General features: G+C 61.6%; 18 protein-coding genes and 1 pseudogene. 9 read left to right on the top strand and 10 right to left on the bottom strand.

Annotated features, from left to right (window positions below):
• Window positions 1-6: 6 nt before the first annotated feature.
• Window positions 7-378: a 30S ribosomal protein S12 gene (gene rpsL, locus ACXIUA_RS01735; protein WP_070363116.1), complete on the bottom strand. Its 372-nt coding sequence runs from the start codon at window positions 376-378 to the stop codon at window positions 7-9.
• 406 nt (window positions 379-784) lie between these two features.
• On the opposite strand from rpsL, the gene ACXIUA_RS01730 reads away from it, so the two are divergent.
• Together ACXIUA_RS01730 and ACXIUA_RS01725 are read left to right on the top strand one after the other, a co-directional pair.
• The gene (locus ACXIUA_RS01730) at window positions 785-2569 is read left to right on the top strand and encodes a ribonucleoside triphosphate reductase (protein WP_288792841.1); all 1785 of its coding nucleotides are present in this window, start codon (window positions 785-787) and stop codon (window positions 2567-2569) included.
• Window positions 2535-3197, top strand: a complete 663-nt coding sequence (locus ACXIUA_RS01725) for an anaerobic ribonucleoside-triphosphate reductase activating protein (RefSeq protein WP_457975955.1) — start codon at window positions 2535-2537, stop codon at window positions 3195-3197. The genes ACXIUA_RS01730 and ACXIUA_RS01725 overlap by 35 nt, the downstream gene beginning before the upstream one ends.
• An 80-nt stretch (window positions 3198-3277) precedes the next feature.
• Here ACXIUA_RS01725 and ACXIUA_RS01720 read toward each other — a convergent pair whose 3' ends face one another.
• Window positions 3278-7276, bottom strand: a complete 3999-nt coding sequence (locus tag ACXIUA_RS01720; RefSeq protein ID WP_070477529.1) for a DNA-directed RNA polymerase subunit beta' — start codon at window positions 7274-7276, stop codon at window positions 3278-3280.
• Window positions 7277-7347: 71 nt separating this feature from the next.
• Window positions 7348-10125 (bottom strand): annotated as a pseudogene (rpoB, locus tag ACXIUA_RS01715) (DNA-directed RNA polymerase subunit beta); the annotation flags it as partial.
• On the opposite strand from rpoB, the gene ACXIUA_RS01710 reads away from it, so the two are divergent.
• Genes ACXIUA_RS01710 through ACXIUA_RS01695 form a run of 4 tightly spaced genes read left to right on the top strand, consistent with a single transcriptional unit; the run spans window position 10106 to window position 14692 of the window.
• Window positions 10106-12475 carry a DMSO/selenate family reductase complex A subunit gene (locus tag ACXIUA_RS01710; protein WP_457975954.1) on the top strand — a complete coding sequence of 790 codons (2370 nt, stop codon included), beginning with the start codon at window positions 10106-10108 and terminating at the stop codon, window positions 12473-12475. The pseudogene rpoB and the gene ACXIUA_RS01710 sit on opposite strands and share 20 nt — an antisense overlap.
• Window positions 12476-12500: 25 nt before the next feature.
• Window positions 12501-13145 carry a DMSO/selenate family reductase complex B subunit gene (locus ACXIUA_RS01705; protein ID WP_070363070.1) on the top strand — a complete coding sequence of 215 codons (645 nt, stop codon included), beginning with the start codon at window positions 12501-12503 and terminating at the stop codon, window positions 13143-13145.
• Between the two features lie 3 nt (window positions 13146-13148).
• Window positions 13149-14090: a dimethyl sulfoxide reductase anchor subunit family protein gene (locus ACXIUA_RS01700; RefSeq protein WP_070363071.1), complete on the top strand. Its 942-nt coding sequence runs from the start codon at window positions 13149-13151 to the stop codon at window positions 14088-14090.
• Window positions 14090-14692 (top strand): TorD/DmsD family molecular chaperone, encoded by a 603-nt coding sequence (locus tag ACXIUA_RS01695; RefSeq protein ID WP_457975953.1) that lies wholly within the window; start codon window positions 14090-14092, stop codon window positions 14690-14692. The genes ACXIUA_RS01700 and ACXIUA_RS01695 overlap by 1 nt, the downstream gene beginning before the upstream one ends.
• Window positions 14693-14771: 79 nt before the next feature.
• Here the strand turns inward: ACXIUA_RS01695 and rplO are convergent, their stop codons facing one another.
• From rplO to rpsH, 6 genes are read right to left on the bottom strand one after another with little or no spacing between them, the layout of a single operon-like run.
• Window positions 14772-15221, bottom strand: a complete 450-nt coding sequence (gene rplO, locus ACXIUA_RS01690; RefSeq protein WP_457975952.1) for a 50S ribosomal protein L15 — start codon at window positions 15219-15221, stop codon at window positions 14772-14774.
• Window positions 15222-15227: 6 nt separating this feature from the next.
• Window positions 15228-15413 carry a 50S ribosomal protein L30 gene (gene rpmD / locus ACXIUA_RS01685; protein WP_070363074.1) on the bottom strand — a complete coding sequence of 62 codons (186 nt, stop codon included), beginning with the start codon at window positions 15411-15413 and terminating at the stop codon, window positions 15228-15230.
• Between the two features lie 5 nt (window positions 15414-15418).
• The gene (rpsE, locus tag ACXIUA_RS01680; protein WP_070363075.1) at window positions 15419-16054 is read right to left on the bottom strand and encodes a 30S ribosomal protein S5; all 636 of its coding nucleotides are present in this window, start codon (window positions 16052-16054) and stop codon (window positions 15419-15421) included.
• A gap of 40 nt (window positions 16055-16094) precedes the next feature.
• The gene (rplR, locus tag ACXIUA_RS01675; protein ID WP_070363076.1) at window positions 16095-16499 is read right to left on the bottom strand and encodes a 50S ribosomal protein L18; all 405 of its coding nucleotides are present in this window, start codon (window positions 16497-16499) and stop codon (window positions 16095-16097) included.
• A 2-nt stretch (window positions 16500-16501) separates the two neighbouring features.
• The gene (rplF, locus tag ACXIUA_RS01670) at window positions 16502-17038 is read right to left on the bottom strand and encodes a 50S ribosomal protein L6 (RefSeq protein WP_070477559.1); all 537 of its coding nucleotides are present in this window, start codon (window positions 17036-17038) and stop codon (window positions 16502-16504) included.
• 18 nt (window positions 17039-17056) lie between these two features.
• The gene (rpsH, locus tag ACXIUA_RS01665) at window positions 17057-17455 is read right to left on the bottom strand and encodes a 30S ribosomal protein S8 (RefSeq protein ID WP_070363078.1); all 399 of its coding nucleotides are present in this window, start codon (window positions 17453-17455) and stop codon (window positions 17057-17059) included.
• A 323-nt stretch (window positions 17456-17778) separates the two neighbouring features.
• Between rpsH and ACXIUA_RS01660 the strand changes: the two genes are divergently transcribed.
• Genes ACXIUA_RS01660 through fdhD form a run of 3 tightly spaced genes read left to right on the top strand, consistent with a single transcriptional unit; the run spans window position 17779 to window position 20123 of the window.
• Window positions 17779-19011 carry an amidohydrolase gene (locus ACXIUA_RS01660; protein WP_288792293.1) on the top strand — a complete coding sequence of 411 codons (1233 nt, stop codon included), beginning with the start codon at window positions 17779-17781 and terminating at the stop codon, window positions 19009-19011.
• 10 nt (window positions 19012-19021) lie between these two features.
• Window positions 19022-19309 (top strand): DUF6457 domain-containing protein, encoded by a 288-nt coding sequence (locus tag ACXIUA_RS01655; RefSeq protein ID WP_070477557.1) that lies wholly within the window; start codon window positions 19022-19024, stop codon window positions 19307-19309.
• Window positions 19296-20123 (top strand): formate dehydrogenase accessory sulfurtransferase FdhD, encoded by an 828-nt coding sequence (gene fdhD, locus ACXIUA_RS01650; protein WP_256007712.1) that lies wholly within the window; start codon window positions 19296-19298, stop codon window positions 20121-20123. The genes ACXIUA_RS01655 and fdhD overlap by 14 nt, the downstream gene beginning before the upstream one ends.
• Here the strand turns inward: fdhD and ACXIUA_RS01645 are convergent.
• Window positions 20120-20902: a formate/nitrite transporter family protein gene (locus ACXIUA_RS01645; RefSeq protein WP_070363080.1), complete on the bottom strand. Its 783-nt coding sequence runs from the start codon at window positions 20900-20902 to the stop codon at window positions 20120-20122. The genes fdhD and ACXIUA_RS01645 overlap by 4 nt on opposite strands.
• Window positions 20903-21005: the final 103 nt, after the last annotated feature.

Here is a 21005-nt window from a genome sequence, read left to right as displayed (position 1 = left end):
TTCTGATTACTGTCCCTTCTTTGCGCCGTAGCGGGAACGAGCCTGCTTACGATCCTTGACACCCTGGGTATCCAAGGAACCACGAATAATCTTGTAGCGAACACCCGGGAGGTCCTTCACACGACCACCACGGACAAGCACCATGGAGTGCTCCTGGAGGTTGTGGCCCTCACCTGGGATGTATGCGGAGACCTCAATACCGGAGGTCAGACGAACACGAGCAACCTTACGAAGCGCCGAGTTCGGCTTCTTCGGCGTGGTGGTGTACACGCGGGTGCACACGCCACGACGCTGCGGGGAACCCTTCAGCGCTGCAGTTGCTACCTTGCCACGCTTGTCGTGGCGGCCCTTGCGGACCAGCTGCTGGATAGTTGGCATAGATTTTCCTTCTAATTTTTACGCTGAGGCGGACAATCGCCTGAACATGCAAAAATGAGGGCTCTTTCCCGGGGCCCTGCCGCACGTCCAGAACGCTCCGCCACGTTTATGCGAAAACGATCAGACACTTCACCTTGAGGTGGTGAACCGTCCGACAGAGTATCACGAACCACCCCAGCTTTGCAAGACCGAAACTTCCTCCACAGCACATACCCCTATTCGAGGGTGTGCTGAAGATGCATAGCAACGCTACTACACCTACCCCTATCGTCCGACGTCCACCAAGGGCACACACCCCCATGGCTACCACATGTTGTACCTCAGTGACTCTTTGTGTCCATATCTACTAAATACGACCAATGGAATTACAGCTACGTTAGTTACGAACCGAGAGAAAGGAAGCAGCATGGCCGCCAACAACGTCGACCCCCAAGCCACCATCAACGAATACCTCCACCGCGCTGACTGGCGCATCAACGCAAACGCCAACCAGGACTACTCGCTCGGCGGAATGATTCTCAACTCCGCCGGCAAAATCACCGCCAACTACTGGCTGGACGAAGTGTTTTCCGACGTCGCCGGCAATGCCCACCGCAACGGCGACCTCCACATCCACGATCTCGACATGCTCTCCGGGTACTGCGCAGGGTGGTCATTGAGGCAGCTCCTTGAAGAAGGGTTCGGAGGGGTACCTGGCACGATATCTTCTCTGCCACCAAAACATTTCTCCTCCGCGTGCGGACAAGTAGTGAACTTCCTCGGCACACTGCAGAACGAATGGGCTGGCGCGCAGGCATTCTCCAGCTTCGATACCTACATGGCACCATTCGTGCGGCTGGACTCGCTCACCTACGAGGACGTCTTGCAACACATGCAGGAGTTCGTCTTCAACCTCAACGTTCCCTCGCGTTGGGGGACGCAGACTCCGTTCACAAACCTTACATTTGACTGGACGTGCCCTCAGGACCTCGCTGAGCAGACTCCGTTCATCGGTGGAGACCCTGTCGACTTCACTTACGGCGAGCTCCAAGAAGAGATGGACATGATCAACCGCGCGTTCATTGAGGTTATGTCCCAAGGCGACGCCGACGGCCGACCATTTACCTTCCCCATCCCGACGTACAACATCACCAAGGACTTCGACTGGGGCTCGCCAAACGCGAAAGCCCTGTTCGACATGACTGGCAAGTACGGCCTCCCCTACTTCCAAAATTTCCTCAACTCGGATTTGGACCCAGGCATGATCCGCTCGATGTGCTGCCGCCTCCAACTCGACCTGCGTGAGCTACTCAAGCGCGGAAACGGTCTGTTCGGTTCCGCGGAGCTCACTGGCTCCATTGGCGTAGTCACCCTGAACTGCGCGCGCCTCGGGTACCTCTTCCCCAACGATGAGGCTGCGCTACTGCGCAGGGTTGACGAGTTGATCGAGGTGGCTGTCGATACGCTGGAGCGGCGTCGCGCGTTTGTGCAAGATTGCTTCGATAAGGGGCTATACCCGTACACGAAACGGTGGTTACCGGGGTTTGACAACCACTTCACCACCATCGGGGTCAATGGCTGCAACGAAATGGTACGCAACTTCACGCACGACGCCTACGACATCACCGACCCCCAAGGCCACGCACTTGTGGCGCGCCTGCTCGACCACATCAATGCCCGTATCACGGAAGCTCAGGAACGTACAGGGCACCTCTACAACCTAGAAGCGTCCCCCGCGGAAGGCGCAACGTACCGCTTCGCACGCGAGGACCGTGCCCGCTATCCCGGCATCATCCAGGCAGGTACCGAGGAGCAGCCGTACTACACCAACTCCTCCCAGCTGCCTGTTGCGCACACTCCAGATCCGTTCGCGGCGCTCGCTGCCCAGGAGGACCTGCAAACGAAGTACACCGGCGGCACGGTGCTTCACCTGTACATGGGCGCAGCAATGTCCAGTGGCGAAGCAACCGCCAAGCTCGTACGACGCAGCCTAGAAACCTTCCGCCTGCCGTACATCACTATCACGCCGACGTTCTCCATCTGCGCAAACCACGGCTACATCTCCGGCGAGCACCCCGAATGCCCGCACTGCGGAAGCGCCACCGAAATGTGGACGCGCGTAATGGGCTACTTCCGGCCCGTGCAAAGCTTCAACACTGGGAAGAAGGGTGAGTTCGCTGAGCGTCACTACTTCGCAGAAGCCTTCGCCTAACCTGCCGGTGGCGGGGATCATTCCGTTCTCCGCCACCGACTGGCCCGGCCGTCTCACGGTCACGGCATTCACACAAGGCTGCCCACTGCGCTGCAGCTACTGCCACAACCCTAGCTTGCAGGAATTTACTCCTGCTCCCCACGATTTCTCGGAAGTGCTCGACTTACTGCGGGCTCGACACGGACTTATTGACGCCCTCGTCATTTCCGGCGGCGAACCACTCGCATGCGCAGGCCTCGGCGAAGCGATTGCCGCGGCCCATGAGATCGGGTTTCCCGTCGGGCTACACACGAGTGGTTACGTTCCCGCGAGGCTGGGTTCCATTCTCGCTGACTCGGCTACCCGCCCCGACTGGATCGGGTTCGACGTCAAGGCGCTTCCCGAGCACTTACCCTCGGTCGCTGGTGTCACCAGCGTGGTGGCCGCACGGATGTGGGAAAGCCTCGACATCGTGTGCGCCGCGGCCCGCGAACATGGCATGGGACTGCAGCTGCGTACTACGTTGTGGCCGGGGTCCGTCATCGAGCAAAACATCGACCAGCTGCAGGACGCCGCCGCACAGCGGGGCCACGCGCTGGTATTGCAGTGGGCTCGCGGAGTTGACGCCCACGGCGTGTACAGCGCCTAAGGCAAAGCGCCCCGCCTCCCTGGGTTCAGGGGGCGGGGCGCTGGTGCTGGGGTAGCAGACCTAGCTATAAGCCAGAGTCACTAGATCTGGTCGTACCCGTATTCCTCCAGTGGGACGGAGGCGCCGGTGTAGTCGCCGTATGCCTCGTCGCCGTAGATGCCGTCGCCGAAGGACGGGATCGAGTAGGCGGCGGAGCGGGCGGCTTCCGTCGGCTTGACCGTAATGTTGCGGTAGCGCGAGATACCGGTACCAGCCGGGATCAGCTTACCGATGATCACGTTCTCCTTCAGACCGATCAGCTGGTCAGAACGCTTGTTGATAGCAGCGTCCGTGAGCACACGCGTGGTCTCCTGGAACGAGGCGGCGGACAGCCAGGACTCGGTTGCCAGGGAGGCCTTGGTGATACCCATGATCTCGGAGCGCATCTCTGCTGGCTCGCCGCCGTCGGCGACAGCCGCAGCGTTGACCTGGCGTGCCTCCGACAGGTCCACGAGCGTACCCGGCAGGAACTCGGTGGTACCCGAGTCGATGACGGTGCCGCGTCGCAGCATCTGGCGGATGATGATCTCGATGTGCTTGTCGTGGATGGACACACCCTGGGTGCGGTACACGGCCTGCACTTCGTCGATGAGGTGCTTCTCCACACCACGGCGGCCGAGAACCTCGAGCACGTCGTGCGGGTCAGCAGCGCCGCGCAGGAGGCGGTCGCCCACGTTGACGTGGTCGCCTTCACGTAGGGAGCGCTCGATCATCGCGTTCGGGTTGGACTCCATCGGGCGGCGGACCTGTGCGAGGCCCTGGCGCTTCGACAGCTTCTCGTAGACCACAACGTCGGAGCCGTCATCCGGGTGGATGGTGAGCGTCCAGAAGTTGCCTTCGTCCTCGAGGGTGACGGTGCCGGCCACGGATGCGATCGGGGCGCAGTTCTTCGGCACGCGGGCCTCGAACAGCTCCTGAACACGTGGCAGACCACCGGTAATGTCGCCGCCGACACCACCCTGGTGGAAGGTACGCATGGTCAGCTGGGTACCAGGCTCACCAATCGACTGTGCAGCCACGATACCGACAGCTTCTCCGATGTCGACAAGCTTGCCGGATGCCATGGACTTGCCGTAGCACTTCGCGCAGACGCCGGTTGGGGTCTGGCAGGTCAGGACGGAACGGACCTTGACTTCCTCGACACCGGCGGCGACGAGGGCGTCGATACGCTCTTCCGAAAGCTCAGCGTCGGCTTCGAGCACAACGTTGCCCTCGGCGTCCTTCGCGTCGGATGCCAGTACTCGGCCAGCGACGGAGGTCTCGACGAACTCGTCGCGGACGAACTTCTCACCGGCAAGCTGCGCAACTGGAACCTTGACTCCCTGGCGGGTGCCGCAGTCGTGCTCGCGGACGATGACGTCCTGGGCGACGTCGACAAGACGGCGGGTCAGGTAGCCGGAGTCTGCGGTACGCAGTGCCGTATCCGCCAGGCCCTTTCGGGAACCGTGGGAGTTGTTGAAGTACTCCATCACTGTCAGGCCTTCGCGGAAGGAGGTCTTGATCGGGCGGGTGATGTACTCACCGCGCGAGTTCACGACCATGCCCTTCATGCCGGCCAGGGTCCAGATCTGACGCATGTTACCGGCAGCGCCAGACTTCACGATCATCGGAATCGGGTTGTCATCCGGGTACAGCGCCTCAACTGCTTCACCGACCTGGTTCGTGGCGTCCTGCCACAGCTCCACGAGACGGTCGTAGCGGTTCTCCTCGGTCAGGGCACCCTTCTCCCAGTACTTGCGCTCGATCTCCTCGGCGCGCTGCTCGTACTGCTCAAGGATTTCCGTCTTGTTCGGAAGCACCAACACGTCGGACATGGAGATGGTCACGCCGGAACGGGTCGCCCAGTAGAAACCGGCGTCCTTCAGCTTGTCCAGCGTCTGGGCAACGGTAATCATTGGGTACTTCTCCACCATCGACTGGATGATGTCGCCCAACAGCACCTTGCCGGCACCGCCGCCCTTACGGACCATCGCGCCTTCCTGGTACGGGAAGTTGAACGGAAGCAGCTCGTTGAACATGATGCGACCAAGGGTGGTCTCCATCATCCAAGCCTGGCCCTTCGACCAGCCGTCTGGGAACTGCTCAGCCTCAATCTCAATCGTCGGACGCAGGTGGTCGATGCGCACCTTGATCGGTGCCTGCAGGCCAAGTACACCCAGGTCGTAAGCCATGATGGCCTCACGGTAGGAGGAGTACACGCCCTTGGCTGGGCCGTTCTCGTCGGCTGGGGTGAAACGACCCTCGCCGCCGATCTCGTCCTCGCCCTTTTCCATGGTCAGGAAGTACAGGCCGGTCACCATGTCCAGGCGAGGCATCGCCAGTGGCTTGCCGGATGCCGGGGACAGGATGTTGTTCGAGGACAGCATCAGGATGCGGGCCTCTGCCTGCGCCTCCGCGGACAGTGGCAGGTGGACTGCCATCTGGTCACCGTCGAAGTCAGCGTTGAACGCCTCACAGGCCAGCGGGTGCAGCTGGATTGCTTTACCCTCGACCAGCTTCGGCTCGAACGCCTGAATGCCAAGGCGGTGCAGGGTTGGTGCACGGTTCAGCAGCACTGGGTGCTCGGAAATCGCCTCTTCGAGGACGTCCCACACCTCAGGGCGCTGGCGCTCCACCATGCGCTTCGCCGACTTAATGTTCTGCGCGTACTCATTGTCCACGAGGCGCTTCATCACGAACGGCTTGAACAGCTCGAGCGCCATCAGCTTCGGCAGACCACACTCGTGCATCTTCAGCTGCGGACCAACAATGATGACCGAACGGCCAGAGTAGTCCACACGCTTACCCAGCAGGTTCTGGCGGAAGCGACCCTGCTTACCCTTCAGCAGGTCAGACAGGGACTTCAGCGGACGGTTGCCTGGGCCCGTGACAGGGCGGCCACGACGGCCGTTGTCGAAGAGGGCGTCGACAGACTCTTGCAGCATGCGCTTCTCGTTGTTCACGATGATCTCTGGGGCTCCCAGGTCAATCATGCGCTTCAAACGGTTGTTGCGGTTAATTACGCGACGGTACAGGTCATTCAGGTCCGAGGTGGCGAAACGGCCACCGTCGAGCTGCACCATTGGACGCAGCTCTGGTGGGATCACCGGGATCGCGTCCAGGATCATGCCGGCAGGATCGTTGCCGGAACGCTGGAACGCAGCCACAACCTTCAGGCGCTTCAGTGCGCGGACCTTCTTCTGGCCCTTGCCCTCAGCGATGATGGTGCGCAGTTCCTCCGCCTCAGCTTCGAGGTCGAAGTTGCGGATCAGCGTCTGGATCGCCTCAGCGCCCATGCCGCCGGTGAAATAGTCCTCGTAGCGGTCCACGAGCTCTTCGTAGAGGAACTCGTCGATAATCATCTGCTTCGGAGCAAGCTTCTGGAAGGTGGACCAAATTTCGTCGAGGCGCTCGACCTCGCGCTCGCCGGCCTCGCGGATGTGCTGCATCTCCTTGTCAGCAGCGTTCTGCACCTTCTTGCGGGCAGCAGCAGTCGCACCGGCAGCCTCGAGCTCAGCGAGGTCCTCCTCCAGCTTCTGCGCACGCTCCGCAATCTCGGCATTCGCGTCCTGCTCGACTTCCTTCTTCTCGAGCAGCATCTCCGCCTCGAGCGTCGACATGTCGTTGTGACGCGCCTCCTCATCAACACTGGTGATGATGTTTGCGGCGAAGTAAATGATGCGCTCCAGATCCTTCGGAGCAAGATCCAGCAGGTAGCCGAGGCGCGACGGGACGCCCTTGAAGTACCAAATGTGGGTCACCGGCGCGGCCAGCTCAATGTGGCCCATGCGCTCACGGCGAACCTTCGACTTAGTGACCTCGACGCCACAACGCTCACAAATGATGCCCTTGTAGCGGACACGCTTGTACTTGCCACACGCACACTCCCAGTCACGGGTAGGACCGAAGATGCGCTCGCAGAACAGGCCGTCCTTTTCCGGCTTCAACGTGCGGTAGTTAATCGTTTCGGGCTTCTTGACCTCACCATGCGACCAACGACGGATGTCGTCAGCAGTAGCCAGGCCGATGCGAAGCTCGTCGAAGAGGTTTACGTCAAACACGTAAATTCCCTTTCACCTCCCCAACGACGGGGAGGATTGCAGTTGGATAGATTCTTTCGTTCGTTCCTGGCTTAGGCGGTGTCCGCCGCGGAGCCCTCGTCACGTGACAGGTTGATGCCAAGGGAGGAACCGGCCTGATCAAAGTCGTCATCATCGCCGTCGAGCTCCATCGGGGTGCCGTCCGTCGAAAGGACTTCAACGTTCAGGCACAGCGACTGCAGCTCCTTGAGCAACACCTTGAACGACTCCGGAATACCCGGGTCAGGGATGTTCTCGCCCTTCACAATGGCCTCGTACACCTTCACGCGGCCAACCACGTCATCCGACTTAATCGTCAACAGTTCCTGCAGCGTGTAGGCGGCGCCGTATGCCTGCATCGCCCACACCTCCATCTCGCCGAAGCGCTGGCCACCGAACTGGGCCTTACCGCCGAGCGGCTGCTGGGTAATCATGGAGTACGGACCAGTGGAGCGAGCGTGAATCTTCTCGTCAACCAGGTGGTGCAGCTTGAGCATGTACATGTAGCCGACGGAAATCGGGTACTTGAACGGCTCGCCGGAGCGGCCGTCGAACAGCGTGGTCTTGCCGTTCTCATCGACCATGACGTCACCGTCGCGGTTCGGCTTGGAATTCGCCAGCAGACCAGCGATCTCCTCGTTCGTCGCGCCGTCAAACACTGGGGTCGCGGTGAGCGACTCCGGCGGGACGTCGTACAGATGCTCAGGCAGCGTCTCGAGCAGCTTAGCGTTCGCAGGATCGTCCGGGTTGACCGTCCAACCAGCCTTCGCCAACCAACCGAGGTGTACCTCAAGGACCTGGCCAATGTTCATACGACGCGGCACACCGTGGGTGTTCAGAATGATGTCCACCGGGGTGCCATCCTCCATGAACGGCATGTCTTCCTGCGGCAGAATCTTGCCCACGACACCCTTGTTGCCGTGGCGGCCAGCCATCTTGTCGCCGTCCTGGATCTTGCGCTTCTGCGCAACATAGACGCGAATCATCTCGTTGACGCCTGGGGACAGATCGTCGTCGTCCTCGCGGGAGAAGCGACGAACCGCGATGACCTTACCGGTCTCACCGTGCGGCACCTTCAGGGAGGTGTCGCGGACCTCGCGGGCCTTCTCACCGAAGATGGCGCGCAGCAGACGCTCCTCCGGAGTCAGCTCGGTCTCACCCTTCGGGGTGACCTTACCGACCAGGATGTCGCCGTCACGCACGTCCGCACCGATGCGGATAATGCCACGCTCGTCGAGGTCCTTCAGCACGTCCTCGGACACGTTCGGGATCTCGCGGGTAATTTCCTCTGCACCCAGTTTGGTGTCGCGGGCGTCGATCTCGTGCTCTTCGATGTGCACGGAGGTCAGAATGTCGTCCTCAACCACGCGCTGGTTCAGGATGATCGCGTCCTCGTAGTTGTGGCCTTCCCACGGCATGAACGCAACCAGGAGGTTGCGGCCGAGCGCCATCTCACCGTTCTTGGTGCCTGGGCCGTCAGCCAGCACCTGGCCAGCCTCAACACGCTGACCGTGGTCAACGATCGGAACCTGGTTGTAGCAGGTGCCCTGGTTCGTGCGCTCGAACGTGCGCAGCATGTAGGTGTCCTGGATGCCTTCGTCGTCCATGACGGTGATGAAGTCACCCGTCACATTCGTGACGACGCCGGCCTTCGCCGAAATAATCGTGTCACCAGCATCGTATGCAGCACGCTGCTCCATACCGGTGGCCACGTACGCGGCCTCAGAACGCAGCAGCGGCACAGCCTGCTTCTGCATGTTCGCACCCATGAGTGCACGGTTCGCGTCATCGTGCTCGAGGAACGGAATCATCGCCGTTGCCACGGACACCATCTGGCGTGGGGAAATGTCGAGGTAATCCACGCCCTTCGGGCCAACGACGCCGATGTCGCCGTCCTTCAGGCGGACCTCAATACGCTCACCGGTAAGGTTGCCGTCTTTATCCATCGGGGTGGCCGCCTGCGCAATTGCGTAGCGGTCCTCTTCGTCCGCGGTCAGGTAGTGGACCGTATCAGTCAGCTTGCCGTCTTCGACCTTCTGGTACGGCGTCTCAATGAAGCCGAACGCGTTGACGCGTGCATAGGAAGCCAACGCACCGATCAGACCAATGTTCGGGCCTTCCGGCGTCTCAATCGGGCACATGCGGCCGTAGTGCGACGGGTGCACGTCTCGGACTTCAATGCCGGCGCGCTCACGCGACAGACCACCAGGGCCCAGCGCCGACAGACGACGCTTGTGCGTCAGACCAGACAGAGAGTTGTTCTGGTCCATGAACTGAGACAGCTGCGAGGTGCCGAAGAACTCGCGGATCGCCGCGGAAACCGGGCGGACGTTAATCAGCGAGGTCGGGGTGATGGACTCCGCGTCCTGCGTCGTCATGCGCTCGCGCACAACGCGCTCCATGCGGGACAGACCAACGCGAACCTGGTTCTGGATGAGCTCGCCCACCGTGCGTAGACGACGGTTACCAAAGTGGTCAATGTCGTCCGTGTTGATCGAGATAACCTCGCCCTCCGGGGAAGTCATCTCGTGCTCACCCGCGTGCAGACGCACCAGGTACTCGAGGGTCGTCGCGATGTCTTCCTCGGTCAGCGTCATCAGGCCGTCGTGGTCGCCGCCAAGACCGAGCTTGCGGTTGATCTTGTAACGGCCAACTCGTGCCAGGTCGTAGCGCTTCGCCTTGAAGAACGAGTTCTCCAGCAGGGACTGCGCGAGGTCGCGCGTCGGCTGCTCGCCCGGGCGCTGCTTGCGGTAAATCTCCAGCAGCGCCTCGTCGGTGTTCGCCACACCGTCATTCTCGAGGGTGGACATCATGATCTCGGAGAAGCCGAAGCCCCCAGGTGTCGGCGCCGCCGAAGCCGCGGAAGGCTCCAGCACCGACTCGAAGTTCGTCTGGTCGGCCTGCACCGTCAACTGCGGCTCACGCTGCCCACTGCGCCTGCAGGTCGAAGACGGCCGCGTCACCCGCGTCCTTCCGGACGATGGCGGGGACAACTCCATCGGCTCGCAGCAGATCCGCGCATGTGTGCGTGGACGCTCGATCCGCCACCGGATCTACAACCCGGACCGCTTGAAGACCCCGCTGAAGCGCAAGCCGGGCACGAAGCGCGGCGACGGTGAGTGGATCGAGATTTCCTGGGAGCAGGCGCTCGACGAAATCGCCGACCAGATGAAGGGAATCCTGGACAAGTACGGCAACGAGTCGATCTACCTCGCGTACGGCACGGGGACCATCGGCGGCACCGTCGCGCGCTCTTGGCCGCCTGTCGAGACTCCTTTCGCACGGTTTATGAACCTCATCGGCGGCTACCTGAACCACTACGCCGACTACTCCACCGCGCAGATCACGGCAGCCTACCCGTACCACTACGGTTCCTGGGTCACGTCGAACTCCTTCGACGACGTGAAGAACTCCAAGCTGCAGGTCATGTTCGGCAACAACCCGCTGGAGACCCGCATGTCCGGTGGCGGCGAAACGTTCGTCACCCAGCAGACGAAACGCAAGTACGGCGTGAAGACCATCGTGATCGACCCGCGATACTCCGAGACCGCAGTCGGCCTTGGCGACGAATGGGTTCCGATCCGCCCGGGCACCGACGCAGCGCTCGTTGCAGGTATCGCGCACGTACTGCTCTCCGAGAACCTGCACGACCAAGCGTTCCTGGACAAGTACTGCGTCGGCTTTGACGAGGACCACATGCCGAAGGGCGCGCCGAAGAACGGCTCGTACCGCTCCTACATTGAGGGCAAGGGGCCGGATGGCGTCGAAAAGACTCCTGAGTGGGCCGCCCGCGTCTGCGGTGTGCCTGCGCAGAGGATTCGGCAGCTCGCCCGCGAGATGGGCACCGCGAAGCCGACCGCAATTACCCAGGGCTGGGGTCCGCAGCGCCACGCGAACGGCGAAAACCAGTCGCGCGCGGTGTTCACACTGGCGGCGTTGCTCGGGCAGATCGGCATCTCTGGCGGCGGCACCGGCGCTCGCGAGGGCTCGGCAAGCTTGCCGATGACGTACCCGTTCAACACGCAGTACGAGAACCCGGTGGAGACCTCAATCTCGGTGGCGATGTGGCCACAAGCCGTCGACCACGGCCCAGCAATGACCAAGATCAAGGACGGCGTACGGGGCAAGGACAGACTCGACGTCCCGATCAAGATGATCTGGCAATACGCCGGCAACACCAACACGAACCAGCACGGCGACCTCAATCGCACGGTCGAGCTGCTTCGCGACGACTCCAAGGCCGAACTCATCGTCGTCAGCGACATCCAGATGACGGTGTCCGCGCGCTACGCGGACTACGTTCTGCCGGACTGCTCCACCGCTGAGCAAACCGACATCATCCAGCAAGGCTCGGCGGGCAACCTGGAGTACACCATCCTGGCCTCCAGCGCGATCAAGCCACTGTACGACTGTCGGCCGATTTACGACGTCATCGCCGACCTCGCTGAACGCTTCGGTGTGCGCGACAAATTCACCGAAGGCCGCACCCAGGAAGAGTGGCTGCGCTACACCCTCGACGAATCCCGCAAGGAGATCCCGGAGCTTCCGTCCTTTGAGGAGCTCAAGAAGATGGGTGTGTGGCGTCGAGAAGGCGAAACCACGGTCGCACTGAAAGACTTCCGTGAGGACCCAGTGGCCAACCCCCTGGAGACCCCGAGCGGCAAGATCGAGATCTTCTCCTCCGAGCTCTACGAGATGTCGAAGGAGTGGGAGTTTGACCCGAACATCGCAGGCGACAAGCTGACACCGCTGCCGGAGCAGGTCGCAACTTGGGAAGGCGCCGAGGAAGCCGCAGAGAACAAGGAGTACCCGCTGCAGGTCATCGGCCACCACACCAAGGGCCGCACCCACTCCTCCTATGGCAACGTCGATTGGCTGCGTGACGACGCCCACCCGCAGGTCCTCTGGATCAACCCCATCGACGCCAAGGAACGCGGCATCAAGAACGACGACCCCGTCTACGCCTACAACAAGCGTGGCCGGATCCGCTCCATCGCCCGCGTCACCCCGCGAATCGCACCGGGTGTCATCTCGGTGCCGCAGGGTTCCTGGTTCAACCCGAAGGACGGCGGCGTGGACGTAGGGGCATCCGTCAATACGCTGACCAGCTGGCATCCCTCCCCTCTTGCCAAGGGCAACGCGCAGCACACGGCGCTGTGCCAGGTTGAAAAAGCGAAATAACAACACCAAGGAGTGAAACAACAACATGGCTAACAACAACGACAAGCCGAGCAAGCGCCTTGGTTTCTTCTTCGACCAGACCTTGTGCAACGGCTGCAAAGCTTGCCAGATCGCCTGCAAGGACAAGCACAACACACCGATCGGCGTGAACTGGCGCCGCGTGGTCGAGTACTCGGGCGGCGACTGGAACCGCAACGCCGACGGCGAGCTGACCACCAATACGTTCACCTACTACACATCGGTGTCCTGCAACCACTGTGACAACCCGATCTGTACCAAGGTTTGCCCGACCACCGCGATGCACATCGGCGAGGACGGCGTCGTCTCCGTCGACCCGCACAAGTGCGTGGGCTGCCGCTACTGCGAGTGGGCGTGCCCCTACTCCGCGCCACAGTTCAACCCTGAAAAGGGCGTCATGACGAAGTGCGACCTGTGCGCCGACTACCGCGCCGAGGGCAAAGACCCCGCGTGCGTGGCCGCGTGCCCGTCGCGCGCGCTCGACTGGGGGCCTATCGACGAGCTGCGCAAGGAACACGGCGACGTCGCCGGCATCGCCCCGCTGCCGGACCCAACGTTTACCGAACCACGCCTGACCATCAAGCCGCACAAGGACGCAAAGCGCTGGGACGCGTTGGACGCCGGCGAGATCATGAACCCGGAAGAGGTCTAACTCATGAATATGCACGAATGGCCCCTCACGTTTTTCACCACGTTCGGGCAGATGGCAGTCGGCGCGTTCTTCGTCCTCGGCGTCATCACAATGGTGGGACGCACCCGCTACTCCGCGAACGCGATTAACCGCATTTGTGTGCCGGCGCTCTACGCAATCGGCCCAATCATGATCGCAGGCTTCTGCCTCGCGTTCTTCCACCTCGGCAACCCGATCAACGCGCTGAACGTGATGCGCCACATCAGTTCCTCCGGACTCACCCAGGAGCTCGTGGGCGGCTGCATCTTCGCGGCGCTCGGCTTCTTGTTCGCGGCCTGTCAGTTCTTCGACTGGGGCTCCGTGGGCACCCGCACAACCATCGCGGTCATCACCGCGATTGCCGGCATCGGGTTCATCGCCACCATGGCGCGCCTCTACATGCTGCCCACGATCCCATCGTGGAACCACTGGACTACCCCGGCGGCGTTCTATCTCTCCGCCGCGGTCACAGGTCTGCTCGCGATTGCGGTCGCGCTCACGGCGTACAACTGGCTCGAAGACTCCGAGCTCATCAAGAAGCTCATCCCGTCCGCGCGCAACGAAGACCAGACAGACGCCCAGAAGGAAGAGGTCTGGGACCTCATCCACGCCTCGCTGCGCTGGATCGGCATCGCGCTGACCGTCGTCGTGCCGCTCATTTTCATCGTGATGGTGTTCAACTACGGCCGCCCCGCGGGCCCGAACCCGGCGCAGTTTGAGTTCAACATGACCGCATTCGTCATCCGCATTGGGCTCCTGCTGGTCGGTGCGTTCATCGTGGGCCTCATCCTGGCGTTCGGCGGTCGCACCCGCCGCCCCACCTCGAGCGCAATGCTATGGATCACCGTCGCGTACATCCTGGTGGTCATCGCGGAGCTGCTCGGCCGCTTCATGTTCTACGGCGCAGTCGACCGGATCGGAATCTGATGCACACAGAGTTAGTTGAACGCTGCCACATCGCAGCAGACATCGTGGGGCAGCTCTTCCTCGACGAGCCGCAAGGCCCGCTTCTCGACGCCCTCTCCGACCCTTCCTTCCTGCAATCATGGCCGCTCGAGGACGACGCCTCGCAGCACGCCATCAACGCCCTGCTGGAAACGGAGCGCGACACCGCCGAAGCGTTGCAGCGCGACCACCTCTACCTGTTCATCGGCGTAAGCTCCCCGCTCGCCCAGCCGTACGAGTCCCCGTACTTTTCCAAGGACGGACTCGTCATGGATGAGGACGCCGCGGCAGTCGCCGCCGTTTACCACCAGGTCGGCTTTGACCCCGGCGCCGATAACCTCCCGCCGGACCACATCGGACTGGAGTTCCGCTGTATCAGCCACATGTGCGCCCTGGCACTCAACGCGTCCTCCGAGGCCGATAAAGCCGCAGCGCTGGCGGTTCTTCGCTCCTTCACCGCCAACCACCCTGCCCGGTTCGCTGAGCAGGTGCTTGGTGGCGTCGACAAGCATGCGAACACCGCGATCTACCGGGCGCTTCCCGGACTGGCGCGGGGCGTGCTCAACGCAGTCAAATCCCTATAGCGCGCGCACGCAAAAGCTCCCCATCCCGTCCGTGACGAGTGGGGAGCTTTGCTATGCGCTGTGGCGCGAAGATGAAGGCTTATGCCTGGGTGGTGGAACCACCAGCAGCCTCGATCTTCTCAGCCGCAGACTTGGAGAACTTGGTAGCGGTGACGTCCAACTTGACGTTGATGTCGCCGTTGCCCAGCACCTTGACTGGGTGGTTCTTGCGAACCAGGCCAGCTGCGACGATGTCGTCGATGGTGATGGTGCCACCGTTCGGGAACGCCTCTGCGAGCGCCTGAACGTTGACTACCTGGTACTCCACGCGGTTCGGGTTCTTGAAGCCCTTGAGCTTCGGCAGACGCATGTGAAGTGGCATCTGGCCACCCTCAAATGCTGCGGAAACCTGCTTGCGGGCCTTGGTGCCCTTGGTACCGCGGCCAGCGGTCTTGCCGCCCTTGCCTGCTTCACCGCGACCTACGCGGAACTTTGGTTTGTTAGCGCCCTTTGCTGGGCGCAGATCATGGAGCTTGATAATTTCAGCCATGTTGTTCTACTCCCCTGCAACTTCTTCGACGGTAACGAGGTGGCGAACCTTCAGGATCTGTCCACGGGTTGCGGCGTTGTCCTTCTTAATGACGGACTGGCCGATCTTGCGCAGACCGAGAGCCTCGAGGTTCTTACGGGTCAGTGGCTTCTCGCCAACCTTGCCGTGGTGCAATGTGATCTTCAAAGCCATTGTTCTTACGCCTCCTGTCCTGCGCGTGCGCGCAGCATGCGAGCAGGTGCGACGTCCTCGAGGTCCTTGCCGCGCTTCGCAGCGACTTCCTCAGGGCGTACGAGCTGCTTGAGACCTGCAACCGTTGCCTGAACAACGTTCAGAGCGTTGTCAGAACCGATCGACTTAGCAAGGATGTCCTGGACGCCAGCGCACTCGAGCACTGGGCGAACTGCGCCACCGGCGATAACACCGGTACCTGGTGCAGCCGGGCGCAGCATAACGATGCCTGCTGCCTCTTCTGCCTGGACTGGGTGAGGAATGGTGCCACCGATCATCGGGACACGGAAGAAGTTCTTACGTGCTTCTTCTGCACCCTTCTGGATAGCGGCAGGAACTTCCTTTGCCTTGCCGTAGCCAACGCCGACCATGCCCTTGCCGTCGCCAACGACGACGAGAGCGGTGAAGGACATGTTGCGTCCGCCCTTCACGGTCTTTGCGACACGGTTGATGGTGATGACGCGCTCGATGTACTTGTCGCGGTCATCATTCTGGTTGCGACGATCATCGCGACGGCCACGGCCACCGCGGTTGTTGCGCTCATTCTTCTTGTTCTGGTTGTCGGCGGAGCGTCCGCCGTCACGCCGTTCACGTTCGGCCATTACGCGATCCTTCCGTTGATGGTGATGATTGCGGTGGTCATTAGAACTTCAGACCACCTTCACGAGCGGCGTCGGCAAGAGCTGCGACGCGACCGTGGTACTTGTAACCTGCGCGGTCGAAGACGATAGCTTCGATGCCTGCAGCCTTGGCGCGCTCAGCGATCAGCTGGCCAACCTTGGCTGCCTTTGCCTTCTTGTCACCTTCCATTGCGCGTACGTCAGCCTCGATGGAGGATGCCGCTGCGAGCGTGTGGCCAGCGAGATCGTCGATCAGCTGGACGTGGATGTGACGCGAAGAGCGGTGCACAACGAGACGTGGGGTCTCCGGGGTGCCGCGCAGCGTCTTGCGGATACGGAAGTGGCGACGTGCACGAGCCTCGCGGCGGCGGGAGGAAATATCCTTGCCGACCGGGGTGCGCTTGGTGTTCTCTGCAGAATTGCTCATGATTACTTACCCGTCTTTCCGACCTTGCGGCGAATCTGCTCACCTTCGTAGCGGATGCCCTTACCCTTGTATGGGTCATCCTTACGGAGGCGGCGGATGTTAGCCGCGATCTGGCCAACCTGCTGCTTGTCAATGCCCTCGATGGAGAACTTGGTGTTGCCATCGACTGCGAAGCTGATCCCTTCCGGAGCCTCAATGAGGATCGGGTGGGAGTAGCCGAGCGAGAACTCGAGGTTCTTGCCCTTGGCCTGGACACGGTAGCCGACACCGAAGATCTCCATGTTGATCTTGTAGCCCTCGGTCACGCCAACAACGAGGTTGTTGACCATGGAACGGGACAGACCGTGCAGCGCACGGTGCTTACGGTGATCGTCCGGACGGGAGACGACAATCTCGTTGTCCTCAACCGCAGCGGTGATTGGCTCAGGCAGCTCGAAGTTGAGGGAACCCTTAGGGCCCTTGACCTCTACGACCTGACCGTTAATTTTAACTTCGACACCATTCGGGATGGCGATGGGTGCATTACCTACACGCGACATAGTCTTTTCAACCTCCCTTTACCAGACGTAGGCGAGAACTTCTCCGCCTACACCCTTCTCCTGGGCCTGACGGTCAGTGAGGAGACCCTGGGACGTGGAGATGATCGCCACACCCAGACCACCCAGCACCTGCGGCAGGTCGTTGGACTTTGCGTACACGCGCAGACCAGGCTTGGACACGCGACGCAGGCCAGCGATGGCAGCCTCACGGGTCGGGCCGTACTTGAGGTCCAGGGTCAGCTGCTTGCCAACCTTGGCGTCCTCAACCTTGTAATCAGCAATGTAGCCTTCCTGCTTCAGGATCTCGGCGATGTTTGCCTTGATCTTGGAGGAAGGCATTGTCACGCTCTCGTGCTGTGCGTGCGACGCGTTGCGCACGCGAGACAGCATGTCTGCGATTGGATCAGTCATCGTCATAAGATGTGACCGTTTACCTTTCTCGTTGCGGTTCCCTACCCACCTGACCAGCAAGACTATGTCGTGCCAGGTCGCGTTTTCCGCATGATCTGTCGGGGGCTACTTCACGCTCCCCACGCTCAATAACGCGGGGCGCTCGCCGCCTCCCTTGCACGCGGTCCGCTTCTCGGCGGGGGGCCTGCAACAAAGTTGGATGTACAATATTCTCTCGGATTTTGCGCGCAGACAACCATCTGTGCACAAGTCCGTTTGGCCACTTTACACTCCCTCTATACAAGAAACAAGTCACGTTGGCCCGGTCGCTGCGCCGTATAGTCGGTGCCATGAAGCACCTCGACGAACTTTTCGACGCCCTCTCCGCCACCCGCACGCACCGCGAGGAGCTCTACCGCTGGTTCCACCAACACGCTGAGCTCTCTATGCAGGAAACCCAGACTTCACAACACATCGTTCAGGAACTCGAGGCAGCCGGGATCCCATATTCGGTATTGGGCGAAACTGGCGTCGTCGCCACCATCGAAAACGGCCTCGGGCCCGTCGTCGCCCTGCGCGGCGATACTGACGGCCTCCCAGTCAAGGAGGATTCCGGCAAGGACTACGCCTGCACGCAAACCCAAGTCGATGCTGCGACGGGGCAAGAAGTGCCTGTATCCCACGCGTGTGGGCACGACTTCCACATTTGCTCGGTGCTCGCGGCCCTCGTCGCGTTCAACACTTGCCGCGACGCCTGGTCCGGCACGCTGGTGGGCGTATTCCAGCCCGGCGAGGAAACAGCCTCCGGCGCACGTTCGATGGTTGAGCACGGTATCGCCGACGCGATCCCCCACCCCGACGTGTACTTGGGCCAACACGTGCTCGGCACGCTGCCGTTGGGCCATGTGGGGACCCGGCCGGGCCCGGTGCTCTCCCAGGCGTTCTCGGTGAAGGTCACAGTACACGGAGTGGGTTCGCACGGATCCATGCCTGAGCTGGGCGTCGATGCGGTCTTGTTGGCGTCGACAATTGTGACGAGGCTGCACACCGTAGTCTCCCGAGAGATTGCTGCTTCCGAAACCGCGGTGCTGACGGTCGGCGCGATCCATTCGGGAGCAAAATCCAACGTCATCCCGGATAGCGCGGAGCTGCTGATCAATACCCGCGCCTATTCGGAGGCGACGAGCGCGCACCTCAAGGAGGCCATCGAACGCATCGTGCGCGCTGAGTGCGAGGCAACGCGTAGCCCGCAGCTGCCCGAGTTCGAGTACTACGACGCCTACCCGCTCACCAGCAACGATGCCGCAGTAACGCAGCGGGTACGCAACGCCTTCGAGGCGCGATTCGGTGATGAAGCGCAGACGTTGGCGCAGGTCCCTGCCAGCGAGGACTTCTCGATCATCCCGGACGCGCTCGGCGTGCCGTACACGTTCTGGGGCCTCGGCGGCTTCGCCAGCTACCCGCATGCGCCGGGCAATCACAGCGCAGCGTTCGCGCCCGACCTCCAGCCGACGCTCGACCGCGGCGCCGAAGCGATGGTCACGGCTGCGAGCGCGTGGCTCATCAACAAGAACGACGACTAAGGTGGCACACATGGCTAACAACGAAGGTTTGCAATCAACACACGAGTGGCTCGAAGAGGTCTCCCGTACGCTCGGCGTTTCCCCGGATCTCACGCGCTCACTGGTCGGCGACATTCTGAAGATGACTGCGGACGTCGCGCACAACGGCCCGTCGCGCCCGGCGGCGCCGACAACGGCGTTCGTCGTAGGCGTCGCAACCGGTGCGGCGCTCCAGGGCGATACTGATGCGGACTCAGCAACGACGCGCGAGGCGCTTGCCAAGGTAGCGAAGCTCCTGGAAACGTATGAGCAGGATTAATCGACGCTTCGCCGTCACGAAAGTCACCCGCACCGACAGCGGCTTCGCGCGCGATACTCGCGCCGATACCGTCACCGTGGAAGAGCCGCTGGCGATCCGCGCCACCGGCGACACGCTGACCACCACGATGCGCACCCCCGGACACGACATCGAGCTGGCACACGGCTGGATGTTCGCGGAGGGGCTGATCAGCAGCGCAGAGGACGTTCGTTCCGCGCGCTACTGCGCGGGTGCGGTCGGGCCGAACGGCGAAAACACGTACAACACGCTCGACATCGACCTCGGGCCCGCGGCCTCCCCCGCTGCACCGCAGTTCATTCGCCTGACCACTACCACGAGCGCATGCGGCGTGTGCGGCACGCAATCGATCGACGACATCATGGGCAAGGTGCCCGCGCCAATCACTCCCGTCCGCTTGGACCCGGACCTGGTGATGCGATTACCCGGCGCCCTTGCAACCGGCCAAAAGCAGTTCCGTAAGACAGGCGGCATCCACGCGGCCGGTGCGTTTACCTTGGACGGCGAACCTGTAGTAATCCGCGAGGACATCGGTCGACACAACGCGACCGACAAAGTCATTGGCCACCTACTACTCGAAGGGCTCCTGCCAGCCAGCGACCTGATCCTGGTTGTCAGCTCCCGCGCATCATTCGAGCTTGTGCAAAAGGCCGCGATGGCGGGCTTCCCGGCAATGGTTGCGGTCTCTGCGGCATCCTCGCTCGCCGTCGAACTGGCCCGCGAAACAAAAATGGCGCTCGCCGGCTTTGTGCGCGGCGAGCGCTTCAATCTGTACTCCGGGGAGCTTGCAGACTAGTCCTTGTACACCGTCTTCGTCTTGTTCAACCAAGCGTAGACACCGCCGATGCACAGGCCACCGCCGATGAAGTTGCCGATCCACACAGCAACCCAGTTGCTCAGGATTGCAGCGGCGGTGAATCCCTCAGGTGGCGTGCTGGACAGGAACGCCAGGGAGAACAGCGAGAAGTTCGCAATAACGTGCTCGAGGCCCAGACCAACGAAGATAGCGATCAGCGGCAGGATCACGACGAACTTGGAGATGAACTCCTTCGCCAGCAGCGCACCAACAATCGCCATGTTGACAATGAAGTTCGCGAAGATCGCCTCAAGCAGCGCGCCGAAGAACGGCTTCGCCAACTTGCCCTCAACCAGAGTGACAATCAGGTGGCTGTTATCCATCGAGCCGAACTTGGCCGACTGGCTCATCACAGCCGCGAAAATGATCGCACCGATCAGGTTCGCCACCGTCACCACAACGACGAGCCAAATACCCTTGCCCCAGCTGAACACCTTGTCTGTCGCCGCCCAGGACGCAAACATCATGTCGCCCGTTGCAAGCTCCGCGTTCAGGATGACGATCGCGAACAGGCCAAGCCCGAACAGCAAGGCGAACACAACCGAGCCGAGCCCCGGCGCATATTCATTGACCGCATTTCCCGCCACCGCGGCGAACGCCGTACCGGCGGTCAGGTAAATGCCGGCGAGAATCGCGCGGACGAAAAACCGCGGCATCTCATTATCGAGAAGCTGTTCTTTCTTTTTGGCCCCAGCGTGGACCATTTCTTGCAAAGCCATTGTGGCCTCCTCAAATTCACCTGAGAGATTGTTGCAGAATGTCAGTCTATCCGACGTTTCCCAAAAGCAGTACATGCGTACTTTTCGGGTGTGCTCTGCAGGT

Source organism: Corynebacterium sp. UMB8791, assembly GCF_054166365.1.
The sequence above is the reverse complement of the archived record's forward strand: the minus strand, read 5'-3'. Positions and strand labels throughout refer to the sequence as shown.